The 16,435-nt window shown below is 65.2% G+C and carries 17 protein-coding genes and 1 tRNA gene; 9 read left to right on the top strand and 9 right to left on the bottom strand.

Annotation, left to right across the window (positions count from 1 at the left end):
* Positions 1-10 precede the first annotated feature (10 nt).
* Positions 11-1,387, top strand: coding sequence for an aromatic ring-hydroxylating dioxygenase subunit alpha (locus DFR45_RS02145; RefSeq protein WP_114482031.1), 1,377 nt, complete (start codon positions 11-13; stop codon positions 1,385-1,387).
* On the opposite strand, the gene DFR45_RS02140 is transcribed toward DFR45_RS02145, so the two are convergent.
* Entirely contained in the window at positions 1,355-1,888 is a 534-nt protein-coding gene (locus DFR45_RS02140) for a hypothetical protein (protein WP_114482030.1), read from the bottom strand. The two genes, DFR45_RS02145 and DFR45_RS02140, sit on opposite strands and share 33 nt — an antisense overlap.
* A 288-nt stretch (positions 1,889-2,176) precedes the next feature.
* On the opposite strand from DFR45_RS02140, the gene DFR45_RS02135 reads away from it, so the two are divergent.
* The 4 genes from DFR45_RS02135 (at position 2,177) to cysE (ending at position 4,964) form a co-directional block, all read left to right on the top strand.
* Positions 2,177-3,106: a polyprenyl synthetase family protein gene (locus tag DFR45_RS02135; RefSeq protein WP_114482029.1), complete on the top strand. Its 930-nt coding sequence runs from the start codon at positions 2,177-2,179 to the stop codon at positions 3,104-3,106.
* A gap of 35 nt (positions 3,107-3,141) precedes the next feature.
* Positions 3,142-3,218 (top strand) — tRNA-Pro (locus DFR45_RS02130).
* Between the two features lie 137 nt (positions 3,219-3,355).
* Entirely contained in the window at positions 3,356-4,147 is a 792-nt protein-coding gene (locus DFR45_RS02125; RefSeq protein ID WP_114482028.1) for an RNA methyltransferase, read from the top strand.
* 43 nt (positions 4,148-4,190) lie between these two features.
* Complete coding sequence (gene cysE, locus DFR45_RS02120; RefSeq protein ID WP_114482027.1) at positions 4,191-4,964, top strand: serine O-acetyltransferase; 774 nt, start codon at positions 4,191-4,193, stop codon at positions 4,962-4,964.
* Positions 4,965-5,261: 297 nt separating this feature from the next.
* Here cysE and DFR45_RS02115 read toward each other — a convergent pair whose 3' ends face one another.
* From DFR45_RS02115 to yjgA, 3 genes are all read right to left on the bottom strand, one after another.
* The gene (locus DFR45_RS02115; protein WP_114482026.1) at positions 5,262-6,356 is read right to left on the bottom strand and encodes an NAD(P)-dependent alcohol dehydrogenase; all 1,095 of its coding nucleotides are present in this window, start codon (positions 6,354-6,356) and stop codon (positions 5,262-5,264) included.
* 113 nt (positions 6,357-6,469) lie between these two features.
* Positions 6,470-7,096 (bottom strand): molybdopterin adenylyltransferase, encoded by a 627-nt coding sequence (gene mog / locus DFR45_RS02110; protein WP_114482025.1) that lies wholly within the window; start codon positions 7,094-7,096, stop codon positions 6,470-6,472.
* Positions 7,089-7,748, bottom strand: coding sequence for a ribosome biogenesis factor YjgA (yjgA, locus tag DFR45_RS02105; protein WP_114482024.1), 660 nt, complete (start codon positions 7,746-7,748; stop codon positions 7,089-7,091). Before yjgA ends, mog begins: the two co-directional genes overlap by 8 nt.
* Before the next feature lie 80 nt (positions 7,749-7,828).
* On the opposite strand from yjgA, the gene pmbA reads away from it, so the two are divergent.
* Positions 7,829-9,277 carry a metalloprotease PmbA gene (gene pmbA / locus DFR45_RS02100; protein ID WP_114482023.1) on the top strand — a complete coding sequence of 483 codons (1,449 nt, stop codon included), beginning with the start codon at positions 7,829-7,831 and terminating at the stop codon, positions 9,275-9,277.
* A 20-nt stretch (positions 9,278-9,297) separates the two neighbouring features.
* Here the strand turns inward: pmbA and DFR45_RS02095 are convergent, their stop codons facing one another.
* The 5 genes from DFR45_RS02095 to fabI form a co-directional block, all read right to left on the bottom strand.
* The gene (locus DFR45_RS02095) at positions 9,298-9,759 is read right to left on the bottom strand and encodes a GatB/YqeY domain-containing protein (RefSeq protein ID WP_114482022.1); all 462 of its coding nucleotides are present in this window, start codon (positions 9,757-9,759) and stop codon (positions 9,298-9,300) included.
* Between the two features lie 103 nt (positions 9,760-9,862).
* Positions 9,863-10,075: a 30S ribosomal protein S21 gene (rpsU, locus tag DFR45_RS02090; protein ID WP_091813978.1), complete on the bottom strand. Its 213-nt coding sequence runs from the start codon at positions 10,073-10,075 to the stop codon at positions 9,863-9,865.
* A gap of 213 nt (positions 10,076-10,288) precedes the next feature.
* Positions 10,289-11,299, bottom strand: coding sequence for a D-2-hydroxyacid dehydrogenase family protein (locus tag DFR45_RS02085; RefSeq protein WP_114482021.1), 1,011 nt, complete (start codon positions 11,297-11,299; stop codon positions 10,289-10,291).
* Between the two features lie 101 nt (positions 11,300-11,400).
* Positions 11,401-11,994 (bottom strand): IMPACT family protein, encoded by a 594-nt coding sequence (locus tag DFR45_RS02080; RefSeq protein WP_114482020.1) that lies wholly within the window; start codon positions 11,992-11,994, stop codon positions 11,401-11,403.
* A gap of 275 nt (positions 11,995-12,269) precedes the next feature.
* Positions 12,270-13,061 (bottom strand): enoyl-ACP reductase FabI, encoded by a 792-nt coding sequence (gene fabI / locus DFR45_RS02075; RefSeq protein ID WP_114482019.1) that lies wholly within the window; start codon positions 13,059-13,061, stop codon positions 12,270-12,272.
* Positions 13,062-13,109: 48 nt separating this feature from the next.
* On the opposite strand from fabI, the gene DFR45_RS02070 reads away from it, so the two are divergent.
* The 3 genes from DFR45_RS02070 to DFR45_RS02060 all read left to right on the top strand — a co-directional run bounded on the left by DFR45_RS02070 (position 13,110) and on the right by DFR45_RS02060 (position 16,385).
* Positions 13,110-14,906 carry an extracellular solute-binding protein gene (locus DFR45_RS02070; RefSeq protein ID WP_114482018.1) on the top strand — a complete coding sequence of 599 codons (1,797 nt, stop codon included), beginning with the start codon at positions 13,110-13,112 and terminating at the stop codon, positions 14,904-14,906.
* A gap of 144 nt (positions 14,907-15,050) precedes the next feature.
* Entirely contained in the window at positions 15,051-16,088 is a 1,038-nt protein-coding gene (locus DFR45_RS02065; protein ID WP_114482017.1) for a microcin C ABC transporter permease YejB, read from the top strand.
* 60 nt (positions 16,089-16,148) lie between these two features.
* The gene (locus DFR45_RS02060; protein WP_114482016.1) at positions 16,149-16,385 is read left to right on the top strand and encodes a hypothetical protein; all 237 of its coding nucleotides are present in this window, start codon (positions 16,149-16,151) and stop codon (positions 16,383-16,385) included.
* The last annotated feature ends 50 nt before the right edge of the window (positions 16,386-16,435 follow it).

Below are 16,435 nucleotides of genomic sequence, written 5' to 3'. Positions count from 1 at the left end.
GACCTGCATCATGGGAATACATTCGGAACGCGAAGTGCAAGCCGTGCCGATGACGTTCAAGCGTCGCTGGACGGACGAAGCCATCCGCGCACTGGTCGATCAAGACAAGGGTTTGATCGACCCGCGCATCTACACCGACCAGGAGCTGTACGAGCTCGAGCTCGAGCGCGTCTTCGGTCGCTCCTGGCTCTTGCTCGGGCACGATGCCCACATCCCCAAGACCGGCGACTACATGACCACCTACATGGGTGAAGACCCGGTGGTCATGGTGCGCCAGAAAGACGGCAGCATCAAAGTCTTTCTGAACCAGTGCCGCCACCGTGGCATGCGCATTTGCCGCTCCGATGCGGGCAATGCCAAGGCTTTCACCTGCACCTACCACGGCTGGGCGTATGACATCGCCGGCAATCTGGTCAACGTGCCTTTCGAAAAAGGCGCCTTTTGTGACCAGAAAGAAGGCGACTGCGGCTTCGACAAGGCCGACTGGGGTCCGCTGCAGGCGCGCGTGGAAACCTACAAGGGCCTGATCTTCGCGAACTGGGATGCCGAAGCACCTGACCTCAAGACCTATTTGGGCGAGGCCATGTACTACATGGACTTGATGCTCGACCGTACCGAAGCCGGCACCGAAGTGGTGGGCGGCATTCAAAAATGGGTCATTCCCTGCAACTGGAAGTTCGCCGCCGAACAGTTTTGCAGCGACATGTACCACGCTGGCACGATGTCACACCTGTCGGCCGTTCTGGCCAGCCTGCCGCCCGAGATGGACTTGACGCAAGTGCAACTGCCGACCACCGGGCATCAGTACCGCGCCACCTGGGGCGGTCACGGTTCCGGCTGGTACACCAACGACCCTGGAATTTTGCTGGCTGTGGGCGGGCCCAAGATCACGCAATACTGGACGCAGGGCCCTGCCGCCGAAAAAGCCGCCAAGCGCCTCACCAAAATGCCGGCAATGACCATGTTTGGCGAGCACATGACGGTGTTTCCTACCTGTTCGTTCTTGCCCGGCATCAACACCATCCGCACTTGGCAACCGCGCGGCCCCAACGAAGTGGAAGTGTGGGCCTTCATCGTCGTCGATGCCGACGCACCCGAAGACATCAAGGAAGAGTTCCGCCGTCAGAACATCCGCACCTTCAACGCCGGCGGCACCTTCGAGCAGGACGATGGCGAGAACTGGGTCGAAATCCAGCGCGTGCTGCGCGGTCACAAGGCCAGGAGCGCCCCTTTGTGTGCGCAAATGGGCCTGAACATGCCCGACCGCAGTGACCCGGCCTTTCCGGGCAAGACGACCTACGTCTACGCCGAAGAAGCCGCGCGGGGCATGTACCACCACTGGGCGCGCATGATGTCAGAGCCGAGCTGGGACACGCTGAAGCCCTGAACCCCAGGCTTGGAGACCACCCTCAGCCTTTTCGTGCTGTTTGCCCCAGGGCAGACAGCACGCTTTGGGATTTGCTTCTTGCCACTGCACGCTCTTGCCTTTGCGTCGATCACCCGGCCCGCTGCCGCTGCGCACGGTGGGCACCATGGTGCCGTCGGTCTGAACGATGAAGGTCTGCGCGGGCGCCACAGCTTCGGGCAGGCCTTGCGCAGCACCGCCGCTGACGCGGTGGATCGCCTGGGCGTGGTGCAGCGTGATGTGACGGATGGTGCTCTCGCCCAGGACGATGCCATAGTGTTCGACGAGCTTGTCCATCGCCTTGGCAAAGGGCGGGTCGGCCGCAAAATCCGTCACCACTCGCTGCAGCAGGCGCGAGCAGCCCCTGGCCCGAACCCCGGCGCTGCGCGCAAAGGGGCGCAGCCGCTTGGTGGCGTGGCGGTACTGCGGCTCCATCACGCTGATATCGCCAAAGGTGGCGTGCCACACGCTCGAGGCGCTCAAGCAGATGCTCAACGTCTTCCTGCCAGTTCCGCACCATCATCCCCTTCAGAATGAACAACCTGGGCCTTACAGGTGCAAAAGGCTGTGAGCTGTTCCGCCAATGAAATCACACCTTTGGGCTCAGGGCAGCCAGGGTTGCGTATCTGCGCGATGGTTGTGGTTGGGGGCCTTGCCTTGATCGCCTTGATCGCCCCGCTTTCTATAATTGGGCCAGACTCTACGATCTCCACCTTGACCACTACCTGCCCTGAAGCCACCGTTTCACCGCTTGCGATCATTGCTGATGATATGCAGCAAGTCGATCGAGTCATTGCCGAGCGTTTGACCTCATCGGTGCCTCTGATAGCCCAAATCTCGCGTTACATCATTGCTGCGGGTGGCAAGCGCTTGCGCCCTGCATTGTTGCTGCTGGTCTGCGGGGCCCTGGGCTATCGTGGAGAACAACGCTTCAATCTCGCCGCTGTCGTTGAACTCATTCACACGGCCACATTGCTCCATGACGACGTGGTAGACGGCTCGACGCTGCGACGGGGTCGTGCCACCGCGAATGAAGTTTTTGGGAATCCCGCAAGCGTGCTGGTAGGAGATTTTTTGCATACCCGTTCATTTCAAATGATGGTGCAAACGGGCAGCATGCGGGTGCTCGAAATTCTGGCCGAAGCGACCAATGTCATTGCAGAAGGTGAAGTGTTGCAACTGATGAACATGCATGACGCTTCGCTCGACGAGGTGGGCTATTTAAAGGTAATTCGCTCCAAAACGGCCAAACTCTTTGAAGCCAGTGCGCGCTTGGGCGCCATACTTGCGCAATGCCCTCGTGCCATCGAAGAGGCTTGCGCCACCTATGGACAAGCGCTAGGTACTGCCTTTCAAATCATTGACGACCTGCTGGACTACGACGGTGACATCGCCGAAATGGGCAAAAACCTTGGCGATGATCTGCGGGAAGGGAAGTCGACGCTTCCGCTGATTGCTGCTTTGCAGCGAGGCACGCCAGAGCAAGTGGCCGTGATTCAAGACGCGATAGAGCAGGGCTGCACCGACAACCTCGACGCTATCGTGCAGATAGTGCGCAGCACCGGAGCGCTGCAGGCAACGCGCGAAGCAGCGCTCGCTGAAGCCAAGCGCGCCATGAGTGCCGCCGAGCAACTGCCCATCAACCCCTACTCGGCCAGTCTGCTAAAATTGAGTGCTCAGCTGCTTGAGCGGCGTGCCTGAAGCGTTTGCAGACAGACGCGCCTCTCGGGGCGCAACGGGGTGTAGCTTAGCCTGGTAGAGCGCTACGTTCGGGACGTAGAGGCCGGAGGTTCGAATCCTCTCACCCCGACCAGATTTTCCTTATAAATCAACAAACAAAAAAGCTCCGCGTGTCGGAGCTTTTTTGTTTTTGGCGCTGTGAGTGGCAGATGAGTGGCACGCTGCTGGTCTTCGTGCCACATCAGCGCAGGCAATAAACAGAGACCCTCGATGCAAACCCGCTTCGTCCTGATCCAACCCAGCCACGCCGGCAACGTGGGCGCTGTGGCGCGCGCCATGAAAGTCATGGGCTTCGACGACCTCGTGCTCGTCGCGCCGCGCTGGAGCAACGTGCTGCGGCGCGAGGAGGCCATTCAGCGCGCGAGCGGCGCGCTCGACGTGCTGCGCCAGGCGCGCATCGTGGCAACGCTCGACGAGGCGCTCGTCGGTATGGAACACTTGTGCGCCACGGCGATGACGCCGCGCGACTTCGGCCCGCCCACGCGCACGCCGCGCGAGCATTTCGAGATGCTCCTGAAAAAAGAGCTGGAAGCGCAAAGCCATCAAGCACAAGAGGCCGATTTGGCTTTGAATGTGGTGCGCCCGCAGAGTGTGGCCTTTCTGTTCGGCCCGGAGCGCTACGGCATGGCCAACGAGGACGTCTATCGCTGCCATGTGGCGCTATCGATCCCGGCGAACCCCGATTTCGGCTCGCTCAACCTCGCGGCGGCGGTGCAGGTGATCGCTTACGAGTGGCGCCTTGCGCTCGGCGGCTTTGCGCCGGCGGCGGCTCCTGCGCCTGTTCAAGAGCCCATGCTCGCCGACGCCGCGCAGGTCGCGGGCATGCTTGCGCATTGGGAGCAGGCGCTCACGGCGCTCGGTTTTCTCGACCCCGCGGCGCCGAAAAAGCTCATGCCACGCTTGCAGCAGCTTTTCAACCGCGCGCAACTGCACCGCGAAGAAATCCACATCCTGCGCGGTGTTGCCAAGGCCATGATCGAGGCCGCGCAGGCAAAGCGCTAGACTGCCAGCCGTTGCAAGCCGCAACGCCCCCTCCAAGCACACCATGTTTTCCCGCCTGCGCTCCGACATCCAGTGCATCCTCGAACGCGACCCGGCCGCCCGCACGGCCTGGGAGGTGCTGACTTGTTACCCCGGTCTGCACGCGCTGGTGCTGCACCGCTGGGCGCATGCATGCTGGAATCATGGCTTCAAGTGGCTGGGCCGCTTCATTTCGCACATGTCGCGCTTTTTGACGGGCATAGAGATCCACCCGGGCGCGAAGATCGGCGCGCGCGTGTTCTTCGACCATGGCATGGGCATCGTGATCGGCGAGACGGCCGAAGTCGGCGATGGCTGCACGATCTACCACGGCGTGACGCTGGGCGGCACCTCGCTCTACAAGGGCGCCAAGCGCCACCCGACGCTGGGCCGCGACGTGGTCGTAGGGGCCGGAGCCAAGGTGCTGGGCGGCTTCACGGTGGGCGACGGCGCCAAGATCGGCAGCAACGCCGTGGTCACCAAACCCGTGCCCGCGGGCGCCACCGCCGTGGGCAACCCCGCGCGCATCATCCAGGCCGAGGCCGACGCGCGGCGCGAAGCGGCGGCCTCGCGCATGGGCTTTTCAGCCTACGGCATCACGCAAAACGACGACCCGCTCTCGCTCGCGCTGCGCGGCCTGATCGACAACGCCGCCACGCAGGAGCACCAAATCGCCCTGCTGTGGCAGGCCATCGAAAAGCTCTCGCAAACCTTGCATGCCGCCGAATGCGTGCCCGGCGACGCGGCGCGCGAAGAGCACTTCGAGGCCGACAAGCTCAACGCGCTGATTGGCAAGTGAACGCAGCGAGCCCGCCCACGCTAGTGCAGTGTTTGATGCTTGATGCGACCAATAAAACCGATGGATTTTTGGTCTGGGCAAGGCGCAAACCGCAGCGATACCGGGTGGTATCGCGAGGATTTGCAACGCGGCCCAGGCCGAAAAGACGCGGTTTTATGTCGCAGATAGCGTCGAACACTGCACTAGTGCGCAGGCGGCATGCGAGGCGATTGCCAGGTTGCTATGTTTAAATGAGCATCTCGCGCCCATATAACGGGCGCTAGAGCCATTTTTTGCTCGAAATCCTAGCCCATCGCATCAAGGCTTGATTGCCACCTTGAGCACGCCGTCGCGCTGGTGCGAGAACAGGTCATAAGCCGCCACGATGTCGTCGAGGCGGTAGTGGTGCGTGACCAGCACGCCCAGGTCCAGGCGCTGCGAGGCGATGACGTTCATCAGGCGGCGCATGCGCTCCTTGCCGCCGGGGCACAGGGCCGTGTTGATCTTGTGGTCGCCCAAGCCCGCGGCGAAGGCCGACAACGGGATGTGCAGGTCGGTCGAATACACGCCCAGGCTCGACAGCGTGCCGCCCGGCTTGATGCAGCGCAGCGCCGACTCGAAAGTGCCCTGCGTGCCCAGCGCCTCGATGGCCGAATCGGCGCCGCGACCGCCGGTGAGCTTCATGACCTCGTCGACCACGTCGCAGCTCTTGAAGTTCAGCGTCACGTCCGCGCCCATTTTTTTCGACACGCCCAGACGGTGGTCGTTGCCATCGACGGCGATGATGGTGGTCGCGCCGAGCAGGCGCGCGCCCGCCGTCGCGCACAGCCCGATCGGCCCCTGCGCAAAGACCACCACCGTGTCGCCGATGCGGATGTTGGCGTTTTCTGCGCCCTTGAAGCCCGTGGACATGATGTCGGGGCACATCAGCACCTGCTCGTCGCTGAGGCCGTCGGGGATGGGCGCGAGGTTGGCCTGCGCGTCCGGCACCAGCACGTACTCGGCCTGCGTGCCATCGATCAGGTTGCCGAAACGCCAGCCCGCCGTGGCCTTGTAGCCGTGGCAGCCGCACAGCCCCTGCGGAATCAGGTAGCTGCCGTCCTGCGAAGGCACGCCGTCCTGCGCGGCGTAGGAGTTGAAGTTGGGGCAGATGGCGCCCGCGATGACGCGCTGGCCTTCCTGGTAGCCGGTCACGGCGCTGCCGAGTTTTTCGATCACGCCCACGGGCTCGTGGCCCACCGTCAGGCCCTTGGCGACGGGGTATTCGCCCTTGAGGATGTGTACGTCGGTGCCGCAGATCGTGGTCGTGGTGATGCGCACGAGCGCATCGTTGGGGCCCACGTCGGGGATGGGTTTTTCGGTGATTTCGATACGGCCGGGTTCGACGAAGACGGCGGCTTTCATCTTGCGCATGGGGGCTCTCCTTGGATGGCAGGGGCCGGGGCGCGCCCATCGCGCCCCGCTCGCGTGGGTATAACCGCATTCCAAGGCGCGGTGAAGGCTGCGCGACGGTTTTTTGATCGGCGTCAAGCCCGCTGCGCCGACTTGGGCCGGAAAGCCTTGCACACGGCTTCGTGCGTTTCGAGGTAGGGGCCGCCGATCAGGTCTATGCAGTAGGGCACGGCGGCGAAGATGCCGGGCACCAAGACCTTGCCCGCGGCATCTTTGAGACCCTCAAGCGTTTCGGCAATCGCCTTGGGCTGGCCCGGCAGGTTGATGATGAGCGCGCGTTCGCGCACCACCGCGACCTGGCGCGAGAGGATGGCCGTGGGCACGAATTTCAGGCTGATCTGGCGCATCTGCTCGCCAAAGCCCGGCAACTCCTTGTGCGCCACGGCCAGCGTGGCCTCGGGCGTTACGTCGCGCGGCGCGGGGCCGGTGCCGCCGGTGGTCAGCACCAGCGCGCAACCGGCATCGACGAGCTCGATCAACGTCGCGCTGATGCGCTCTTGCTCGTCAGGAATCAGGCGCGGCTCGAAGGTGATGGGGTTTTGCAGCGCACGCGTGAGCCAGTCCTGCAATGCGGGCAGGCCCTGGTCGGCGTACACGCCGCTGCTGGCGCGGTCGCTGATCGATACGATGCCGATCTTGACCGGCGCCAGGCTGCGTGCGGGGGCAGGCAGTTTGGTTGGGCTAGGGCTGGAGTCACTCATTGTCGGGCACGGAAGCGGTGGAGGTTGGCAAAGCATCGGGCGCAGCAAGCTGCGCGCGCAGCAATTGGAAGAGCTCGCGGTAGGCGCGGCCTTTGCGCGGTGCGAGGCCCTGCGATAGGGCGCCCTGGTCGGCAGGCGGTGCGTCTTTGCGTGCCTGACGGATCAGCGCGCGCAGCTGTTGGGTGTCGGTGCCGGGGTGCGCGGCCAGCCACGCGGGCAGGGCCGTGTCGTCAGCGAGCAGGCGCTCGCGCCATTGTTCGGCGGCGTGCAGCAGCTGGTTTTCTGCCGCCGAGCCGCTGTGCTGCTCGTCGAGTGCGGCGCGAATGGCTTCGAGCGCCTCCGGGTCGAGCTGGCGCATGAGCTTGCCCACGTACTGCATCTGGCGGCGCCTGCCCTCGAAGTTCGTGATGCGCTGCGCTTCGGCGAGCGCGTCGCGCAGCGCATCGGGCAGCGACAGGCGTGCGAACAGGTCGGCGCGCAGGCCGAGCAAGTCTTCGCCCAGCGCCTGCAGCGCCGCGCTCTCGCGCTTGCGGTCGGTGCGGCTTGGGCCCTGCGTGCCTTTGCGCTCGGCTTGCAATTGCACATCGAGCTCGCTGCCCGCGGCGACGAACTGGCCTTTGACGTAATAGCCTCTGGTGGGTTTGCGTGACATGGGGAGACGGGAAAGGATAAGCGCCGCAGCTGGCGCGGCAAAGGCATCGTGCGGCTTCGGCAAGTATCATAGCCGCCGCTATGAAAACACCTGCAAGCCGGCCCTCGCGCCCCACGCGCTCTCCACGCAGCGCATCATCGTCTGGTGCTGCCGTTGCAAGCCCGCCCGAAACGGGCTTCAGCTACAGCCGCGCGTTTTTCGAAGACCTGGTCGATCAGGCCCTCGCGCACGCCAAAAAGCTCGGCGCCACGGCAGCCGCGGCCGAGGCGTCGGAGGGCTGCGGCCTCTCGGTCAGCGTGCGCAAAGGCGCGCTCGAAAACGTCGAGCGCAACCGCGACAAGTCGCTCGGGGTCACCGTCTATGTGGGCCAGCGGCGCGGCAACGCGAGCACTTCCGACTTCTCGGCGGCAGCCATCGCGCAAACCGTGCGGGCAGCCTACGACATTGCGCGCTTCACCGCCGAAGACCCGCACGCTGGCCTGCCCGACGCGCAAGACATCGCCCCGCCCGGCACGCACCGCGACCTCGACCTGTTCCACCCCTGGCCGATCGACAGCGCCGAGGCCGCGCGCATCGCGCTCGCATGCGAAGCCGCCGCCTTCGAAACCAGCCCCTTGATCCGCAACAGCGAAGGTGCGAGCGTGTCGGCGCAGCAAAGCCACTTTTTCAGCGCGCACACGAACGGCTTTCGCGGCGGCTACCCGAGCTCGCGCCACAGCATTGCGGTCGCGCCCATCGCGGCGTTGCCCGGCAAGCACGCCGAAATGCAGCGCGACGCCTGGTACAGCTCCATGCGCGATCCGCGCGAGCTCGCCGACCCGCGCGCCGTGGGGCGTTACGCCGCCGAGCGCGCCCTGAGCCGCCTGGGCAGCCGCAAGATCGCCACCACCGAGTGCCCGGTGCTGTTCGAGGCCCCGCTCGCGGCGGGGCTGCTCGGCAGCTTCGTGCAAGCCGTGAGCGGCGCCGCGCTGTACCGGCGCAGCAGCTTTTTGCTCGATTCGCTGGGCAAGCAGGTGTTCCCGCGCCACATCCTGATCGACGAAGACCCGTTCGTGCTGCGCGGCAAAGGCAGCGTGCCTTTCGACGACGAGGGCGTGCGCGTGGCGCCGCGCCAGGTCGTCGAGGACGGGCGCGTGCAGGGCTACTTCCTCAGCAGCTATTCGGCGCGCAAGCTCGGCATGAAGACCACGGGCAACGCGGGCGGCTCGCACAACCTGACGCTGCGCTCGCGCCTCACGCAGCCCGGTGACGACCTCGTCACCATGCTGCAAAAACTGGGCACCGGCCTGTTCGTGATCGAGCTCATGGGCCAGGGCGTGAACTACGTCACGGGCGACTATTCGCGCGGCGCGAGCGGTTTCTGGGTCGAAAACGGCCAGATCGCCTACCCGGTGCAAGAGATCACCATCGCCGGCAACCTCAAAGAGATGTTCAAAGACATCGTCGCCGTGGGCGCCGACGCCTACAACCTCGGCGCCAAGACCGTGGGCTCTCTCTTGATCCGGCGCATGAAGGTGGCGGGCAGCTGATGCAGTAGTGGCGTGGGGCTTCAGCCGGCCAGCGCGGCCTTGACCGCGGCCGAAACCTGGCCCATATCGGCCTTGCCCGCAAGGCGCGCCTTGGCCGCGCCCATGAGTTTGCCCATGTCGGCCGGGCCTGGCTTGCGGCCCAGTTCGGCGCCGACTTCGGCCACGACGGCCTGCACCGCGGCCTGGACTTCCTCGGCCGAGAGGCGCGCGGGCAAATAAGCCTGCAGCACTTCGAGTTCGGCTTTTTCTTTGTCCGCCAAGTCCTGGCGACCCGCCTGCTCGAAGGCGGCGATGCTGTCCTTGCGCTGCTTGATCATCTTGTCGACGACGGCGACCACGGCGGCATCGTCGAGCGTGATGCGTTCATCGACCTCTTTTTGCTTGATCGCGGCAAGCAGCAGGCGGATCGCGCCCAGGCGTGCACTGTCCTTGGCGCGCATCGCGGCCTTCATGTCTTCGGTGATCTGGTCTTTGAGGGACATGGCGTTCTCCTGACAGGAATAAGAAAAGGCAAAAAACGAAACCCGCGCCTGGCGTCCCAAAGCGCGGGTTTCGCGGGTATGCGAACGGGTGTCGCGACGCGCGTCAGTACAATTTTTTGGGCAGCTGCATGCTGCGTACGCGCTTGTAGTGGCGCTTGACGGCAGCCGCCTTTTTGCGCTTGCGCTCGGCGGTGGGCTTTTCGTAGAACTCGCGTGCGCGCAGGTCGGTCAGCAGGCCCAGCTTTTCGATGGTGCGCTTGAAGCGGCGCAGCGCAACCTCGAAAGGTTCATTCTCTTTTACACGGATGGTGGTCATTCGCTAATGGTTTCCATTGGATGCCCGCAGAGGGTGTGCAGGAAGATCGGGCCTGCAAGCCATGCGCGGCGGTTTTGCCCCGTCTCGAACTAGTATTGGCCGACAGGGCTTTGCCAGCAAAACGTTGATTATAACGGCCCAAGGACGTGCATGCGTTCGCAAATTGTGTGCAGCAGACCACGCGTTGGCCATGCGCGGCACCAGCCATCGCAGTCAACGAAGCCGCTTTTGCAGCGCCTCGGGGTTGACGAGGTTGCTGGGCTTGCCCTGGATGAAGTTCACCACGTTGTCGAAGGCGGCGCTGAAATAGAGCTCGTAGCTGTCTTGCTCCACAAAGCCGATGTGCGGCGTGCAGATGCAGTTTTCGAGGCGCAGCAGCGCGTGGCCCTGCAGGATGGGTTCGCTTTCGAACACGTCGATCGCGGCCATGCCGGGGCGGCCGCGGTTGAGCGCGGCGAGTAGCGCGTCGGGCTCGACCAGCGCCGCATGCGCGGTGTTCACGAGCAGCGCCGTGGGCTTCATGCACGAGAGGTCTTCGAGCCCGAGCAGGCCGCGCGTGGTGTCGGCCAGGCGCAGGTGCAGCGAGAGCACGTCGCACTGCGCGAGGAATTCGGCGCGGCTGCTCGCGGCCTGGTAGCCGTCGGCCAGGGCCTGCGCGCGCTCGGCCTCGGGCCCCCAGATGCTCACGTTCATGCCGAAGGCGCGGCCGTAGCCCGCGACGAGCCGGCCGATCTGGCCGTAGCCCCAGATGCCCAGCGTCTTGCCGCGCAGCACCATGCCGAGGCCGAAATTGGGCGGCATGGAGGCCGACTTGAGGCCCGACTGCTGCCACGCGCCGTGCTTGAGGTTGGCGATGTATTGCGGCAGGCGGCGCATCGCGGCCATGATGAGCGCCCAGGTGAGCTCGGCCGGCGCCACGGGGGAGCTCACGCCGTCGGCCACGGCGATGCCGCGCTCGGTGCAGGCGGCCACGTCGATGTGCTCGCCCACGCGGCCGGCCTGGGCGATGAGCTTGAGGCGCGGCAGCTTTTCGACGAGCTGGCGCGTGATCTGCGTGCGCTCGTGGATCAGCACGATGATGTCGGCGTCGCGCAGGCGCACGGCCAGCTGTCCTATGCCCTTGACGTTGTTGGTATAGACCTTGGCGGTGTAGGGGTCGAGCACGCTCGCGCAGCGCAGCTTGCGCACGGCGTCCTGGTAATCGTCGAGGATCACGATATTCATATCGCGATTGTGCCTTGGCGGGTTTGCGGGAGCGGCGTCAGAACGTGTCAGACCGTGGCGCGTGCAGGCGGCGCGCACTCCCGTTCAGTCGCGCACTTCAGTCAGTCGCGCACTTGCTGCCAGCCAATGCGGCCCTGGCCGAGGTCGTTCAGGTGCTGCACGAAGGCGCTGGCCTGGGCTTCGGGCAGGCGCAGCCGCAGCGTGACCTGGGCGCCGTGCTGCACGGCGAGCAGTTCGGCGCCGGCCTGCGCGGCCTCGCGGCGCACCAGGCCTTCGAGCGCGTAGGGCACCTCGCATTGCAAGGTCTGCAGGCGCTGCAGCGGCACCTTGGTGGCCGTGAGCAGCGCCTGCGCCACGGTGTCGGTGTAGGCGCGCACGAGGCCTCCTGCGCCGAGTTTGACGCCGCCGAAGTAGCGCACCACGGTGGCGAGCACGCCGTCGAGGTCTTGGTGGCGCAGCACTTCGAGCATGGGCCGGCCCGCGGTGCCGCCGGGCTCGCCATCATCGACCGCGGCCGAGTGGCCGCCGGCCAGCAGCGCCCAGCAGATGTGCGCGGCGCCCGGGTGTTCGCGCCACAGCGCATCGACCACGGCCTGCGCGCCGGCGCGGTCTTGCATGGGCTGCACGCAGCCGATGAAGCGGCTTTTCTTGATGAGGAGTTCGCTGTGCGCGGGGGCGGCCAAGGTCAGGGGCATAGGATGCTGCGCTTGCTTCTATAAAAATAGCTGCTTGCGCTTATCCATCAAGCGCTGGAGGTCGATTTGGCTTAAACCCAGATTGTCCATTAGGCGGTGCTGCGCACCTACGCGGGCGCTGGCGGACGTCTGCCGGTCATTTTGGCCGCTGCTTCGTCGTTCGTGGCACCACCACGAACTCCTCAGCCGCGACCAAACTGCCTCGCCAGCCGCCTCGCCATCATCCCGCGTCCTAATGGACAATCTGGGTTAAATCTCTGGGACTTGCTCGGATCTTATTCGACCATGTCGCGGCTCAGGCCCGCGGTCTGGCTGAAGCCGCCATCGACGTAGGTGACTTCGGCCGTGACGCCGCTCGCAAGGTCTGAGAGCAAAAAGGCCGCGACGTTGCCCACGTCGTCGATGGTGACGTTGCGGCGCAGCGGCGCGGCGTTGGCGACCACGGCCAGCAGCTTGCCGAAGTCCTTGATGCCGCTGGCGGCCAGCGTTTTGATGGGGCCGGCGCTGATGGCATTCACGCGCATGCCGCGCGGGCCCAGCGATTCGGCCAGGTAGCGCACGCTGGATTCGAGGCTGGCTTTGGCCAGGCCCATGGTGTTGTAGTTCGGGATGGCGCGCAAAGCGCCCAGGTACGACAGCGTGAGCAGCGCCGCTTTTTCGTTCAGGTAGGGCAGCGCGGCCTTGGCCATGGCCGGGAAGCTGTAGGCGCTGATGTCGTGCGCGATGCGGAAGGCCTCGCGCGACAGGCCTTCGAGAAAGTCGCCCGCGATCGCCTCGCGCGGCGCAAAGCCTATGCTGTGCACGAAGCCGTCGAACTTGGGCCAGACCTGCGAGAGGTCACGAAACAGGCGCTCGATCTGCTCGTCGCTCGCCACGTCGCAATCGAACACCAGCGTGGAGCCGAACTCTGCGGCAAACTCGGTGATGCGCTCTTTGAAGCGCTCGCCGACGTAGCTGAAGGCGAGCTCGGCCCCCTGCGCATGGCAGGCGCGCGCGATGCCGTAGGCGATGGAGCGGTTGGACAGCACGCCCGTGATGAGCAGCTTCTTGCCGGTCAGAAAACCCATGTTCGTTCTCCTTTGTGGGACGGTATTCAAGTCGTGCAGAATTGTCGCATGCGGTTTTGCTTGCTCTTTGTGCTCTGGATGTGCGCCGTGCCGGCGTGGGCGGCGCATGCCTACGCGCTTTGGGGGCAGCCGCGCTACCCCGCGGGCTTTGCGCATTTCGACTACGTGAACCCCGCCGCGCCCAAGGGCGGCGAGCTGCGCCTGGTGAGCAATTCGCGCGCCTCCACGTTCGACAAATACAACCCGTTCACCATCAAGGGCAGCGCGCCGGCCTACCTTTCCGAGCTGATGTTCGACACGCTGCTCGTGGGCGCGCTCGACGAAACCGCCACGGGCTATGGGCTGCTCGCGCAGGACGTGGATGTGGCGCCCGACGGGCTCTCGGCCACCTTTCGCCTGCGGCCCGAGGCGCGCTTTCACAACGGCAAGCCGGTGCTCGCGCAGGACGTCAAATACAGCTTCGACACGCTCGTCGGCCCCCACACCTCGCCTGCCTACAAGACCTTGCTGATCGACGTGGCCGGCGCCGAGGTGCTCGATGAGCGCACGCTGCGCTACCACTTCAAAAAGCCCAACCGCGAGCTGCCGCTCATCGTCGGCGGCCTGCCCGTGTTCAGCCGCGACTGGGGCGCGGGCAAGCCCTTCGACCAGGTGGTGATGGACACGCCCATAGGCAGCGGCCCGTACCGCATCGGCCCGGTGCGCTTTGGCAAGGACATCACCTACGTGCGCGATCCGAACTACTGGGCGCGCGACCTCAACGTGCGCCGCGGCACGGCCAACTTCGACCGCATCCAGGTCAAGATTTACAAAGACAACACCGCGCGGCTCGAGGCGCTCAAGGCGGGCGAGTTCGACCTGATGCGCTTTTTCAGCGCGGCCGACTGGGCGCGGCGCGTCAACGGCAAGCGCTTTGCGACGGGCGAACTGGTCAAGGGCGAATTCCCGCACAAGCTGCCCTCGGGGTTTCAGAGCTACGTGCTCAACACGCGCCGCCCGCTGCTGCAAGACCGGCGCGTGCGCGAGGCGCTGGGGCTGGCGCTGGACTTCGAGTGGATGAACCGCCAGCTTTTCTACGGCGCCTACCAGCGCGTGCGCGGCCTGTTCGGCAACACCGCGTGCGAGACGCATGGCCTGCCCAGCGCGCCAGAGCTCGCACTCATGGAGCCCTGGCGCGACGCTATCCCGCCGGCGGCCTTCGGCCCCATGTACGAGCCGCCGCGCACCGACGACGGCCACTCGCTGCGCGCCAACCTGCGGCGCGCGCAGGCGCTGCTGCAAGAGGCCGGCTGGGTGGTGCAGGGCGGCGTGCTGCGCAACGCCGCGGGGCAGGCGCTGGAGCTCGAATACCTCGACAGCGGCGAAGGCAGCATGCGCGTGGTCGCGCCCTGGATACGCAACCTCGAAAAGCTCGGCATCACGCTGCGCTTTCGCGCCGTGGACTTTGCGCTGTACCAGCAGCGGCTGCAAAAATTCGACTTCGACATCACCTCGCTCGCCTTTCAGGGCACGCACAACCCCGGCCAGGAGTTTGCCGACCTGTTCGGCAGCAAGGCCGCCGACACCGAGGACTCGGGCAACTTTGCCGGCGTCAAAAACCCTGCCGTCGATGCCATGATCGAGGCCATGGTTGCCGCCAAAACGCAGGCCGAGCTGCTGCCCGCCTGCCACGCGCTCGACCGCATCATCATGCACAGCCACTACCTGATCCCGCAGTGGAGCGCGAGCACGCACCGCATGGCCTACAACGCCTGGCGCCTCGCGCGCCCCGCGCAGGTGCCGCCGTATGCGCCGGGCGAAACTTGGGTCATCGACACCTGGTGGGCCAGGGATGCACAGCGTTAAATTTGGGTCAAAAATGCTGTTTCCCCTTATGAATAATGCGCTGGACGCTCTTTTATCGGAAGTAAATCGCGCCCCGGCAATTTTTGCGACACCGCATGAAAACGCGCCCTTGCCCTGCCGGGAAGGGACGCAGGCGGACAAAGCATGAGCACCTACATCCTCAAACGCCTGCTCTTGATGCTGCCCACGCTGCTGGGCGTGCTGCTGCTGACCTTCGTGGTGATCCAGTTCGTGCCCGGCGGGCCGGTGGAGCAATACCTGGCCGAGGCCAAGGCCGGGCTGGGGCACGGCGGCGAGGGCGCGGGGCTCAGCTACCGCGGCGCGCAAGGGGTCGATCCCGAGCGGATCGCGCAGATCAAAGCCTTGTACGGCTTCGACAAGCCCGCGCACGTGCGCTTTTGGCAGATGCTGCAGCAGTTTGCGCGCTTCGACCTCGGGCGCAGCTTTTTCCAGAACAAGGACGTGTGGCAGCTCATCGTCGAAAAGCTGCCCGTCTCGGTGAGCCTGGGGTTGTGGACGTTTTTCATCAGCTACCTCGTGGCCGTGCCGCTGGGCGTGGCCAAGGCGGTGCGCGCGGGCTCGCGCTTCGACCTGCTGACCACGCTGCTCGTGCTCGTGGGCTACGCGATCCCCGGCTTCGTGCTCGGCGTGGCGCTGCTCGTGATCTTTGGTGGCCAGCTGCAGTGGTTTCCGCTGCGCGGGCTGACCTCGCCGAACTGGGACGAGCTCTCGTGGGGTGCGCGCATCGTCGATTACCTCTGGCACATCACGCTGCCCGTCACGGCCATGGTGCTGGGCAGCTTTGCGGTGACGACCATGCTCACGAAAAACGCCTTCCTCGAAGAAATCCGCAAGCAGTACGTGCTCACGGCGCGCGCCAAGGGCCTGAGCGAGCGCCAGGTGCTGTGGCGGCATGTGTTTCGCAACGCCTTGATTCCCATCGTCACGGGCTTTCCGGCGGCCTTCATCGGCGCGTTTTTCACCGGCTCGCTGCTCATCGAAACGCTGTTTTCGCTCGACGGGCTGGGCCTGTTGAGCTATGAGAGCGTGATCCGGCGCGACTACCCCGTGGTGCTGGGCACGCTGTATTTGTTCACACTGATCGGGCTGTTCACCAAGCTCGTGAGCGACTTGTGCTACGTGTGGGTCGATCCGCGCGTGAAGTTCGATGAGGGGCATTGACGGCAGGATGGGCCCGGGCGACCACACAATGCAAGACAACGATCCATCAGGAGCACGACCATGCGCATGAATGCACGTTTCGAGGGCCAAGCCGAGCGGCAGCTCGACTTTCTGGCCGAAGCTACGGGCCTGGGCGTGAGCGAGGTGCTGCCAACCTGCGTGCAGCGCTTTGACGAGCAGGTGCGCGCGCAACGCAGCGGCCGCGCGCATTTTTCGGCCTTCGTCGGGCGCGGGCGCGGGCGCAGCGACATCGCCGGCAGCTACAAGACACGGTTGGCCCCGGGCGCCCATGGCTGAATTTGCCACCAACGCCCCCACCGCGGCCGACCCCGGCGCCGCCGATTCGG

The organism is Extensimonas vulgaris, from assembly GCF_003337425.1.
Lineage (GTDB): Bacteria > Pseudomonadota > Gammaproteobacteria > Burkholderiales > Burkholderiaceae_C > Extensimonas > Extensimonas vulgaris.
Note: the sequence above shows the minus strand (reverse complement) of the source record. Positions and strands in the feature narration are given on the sequence as shown.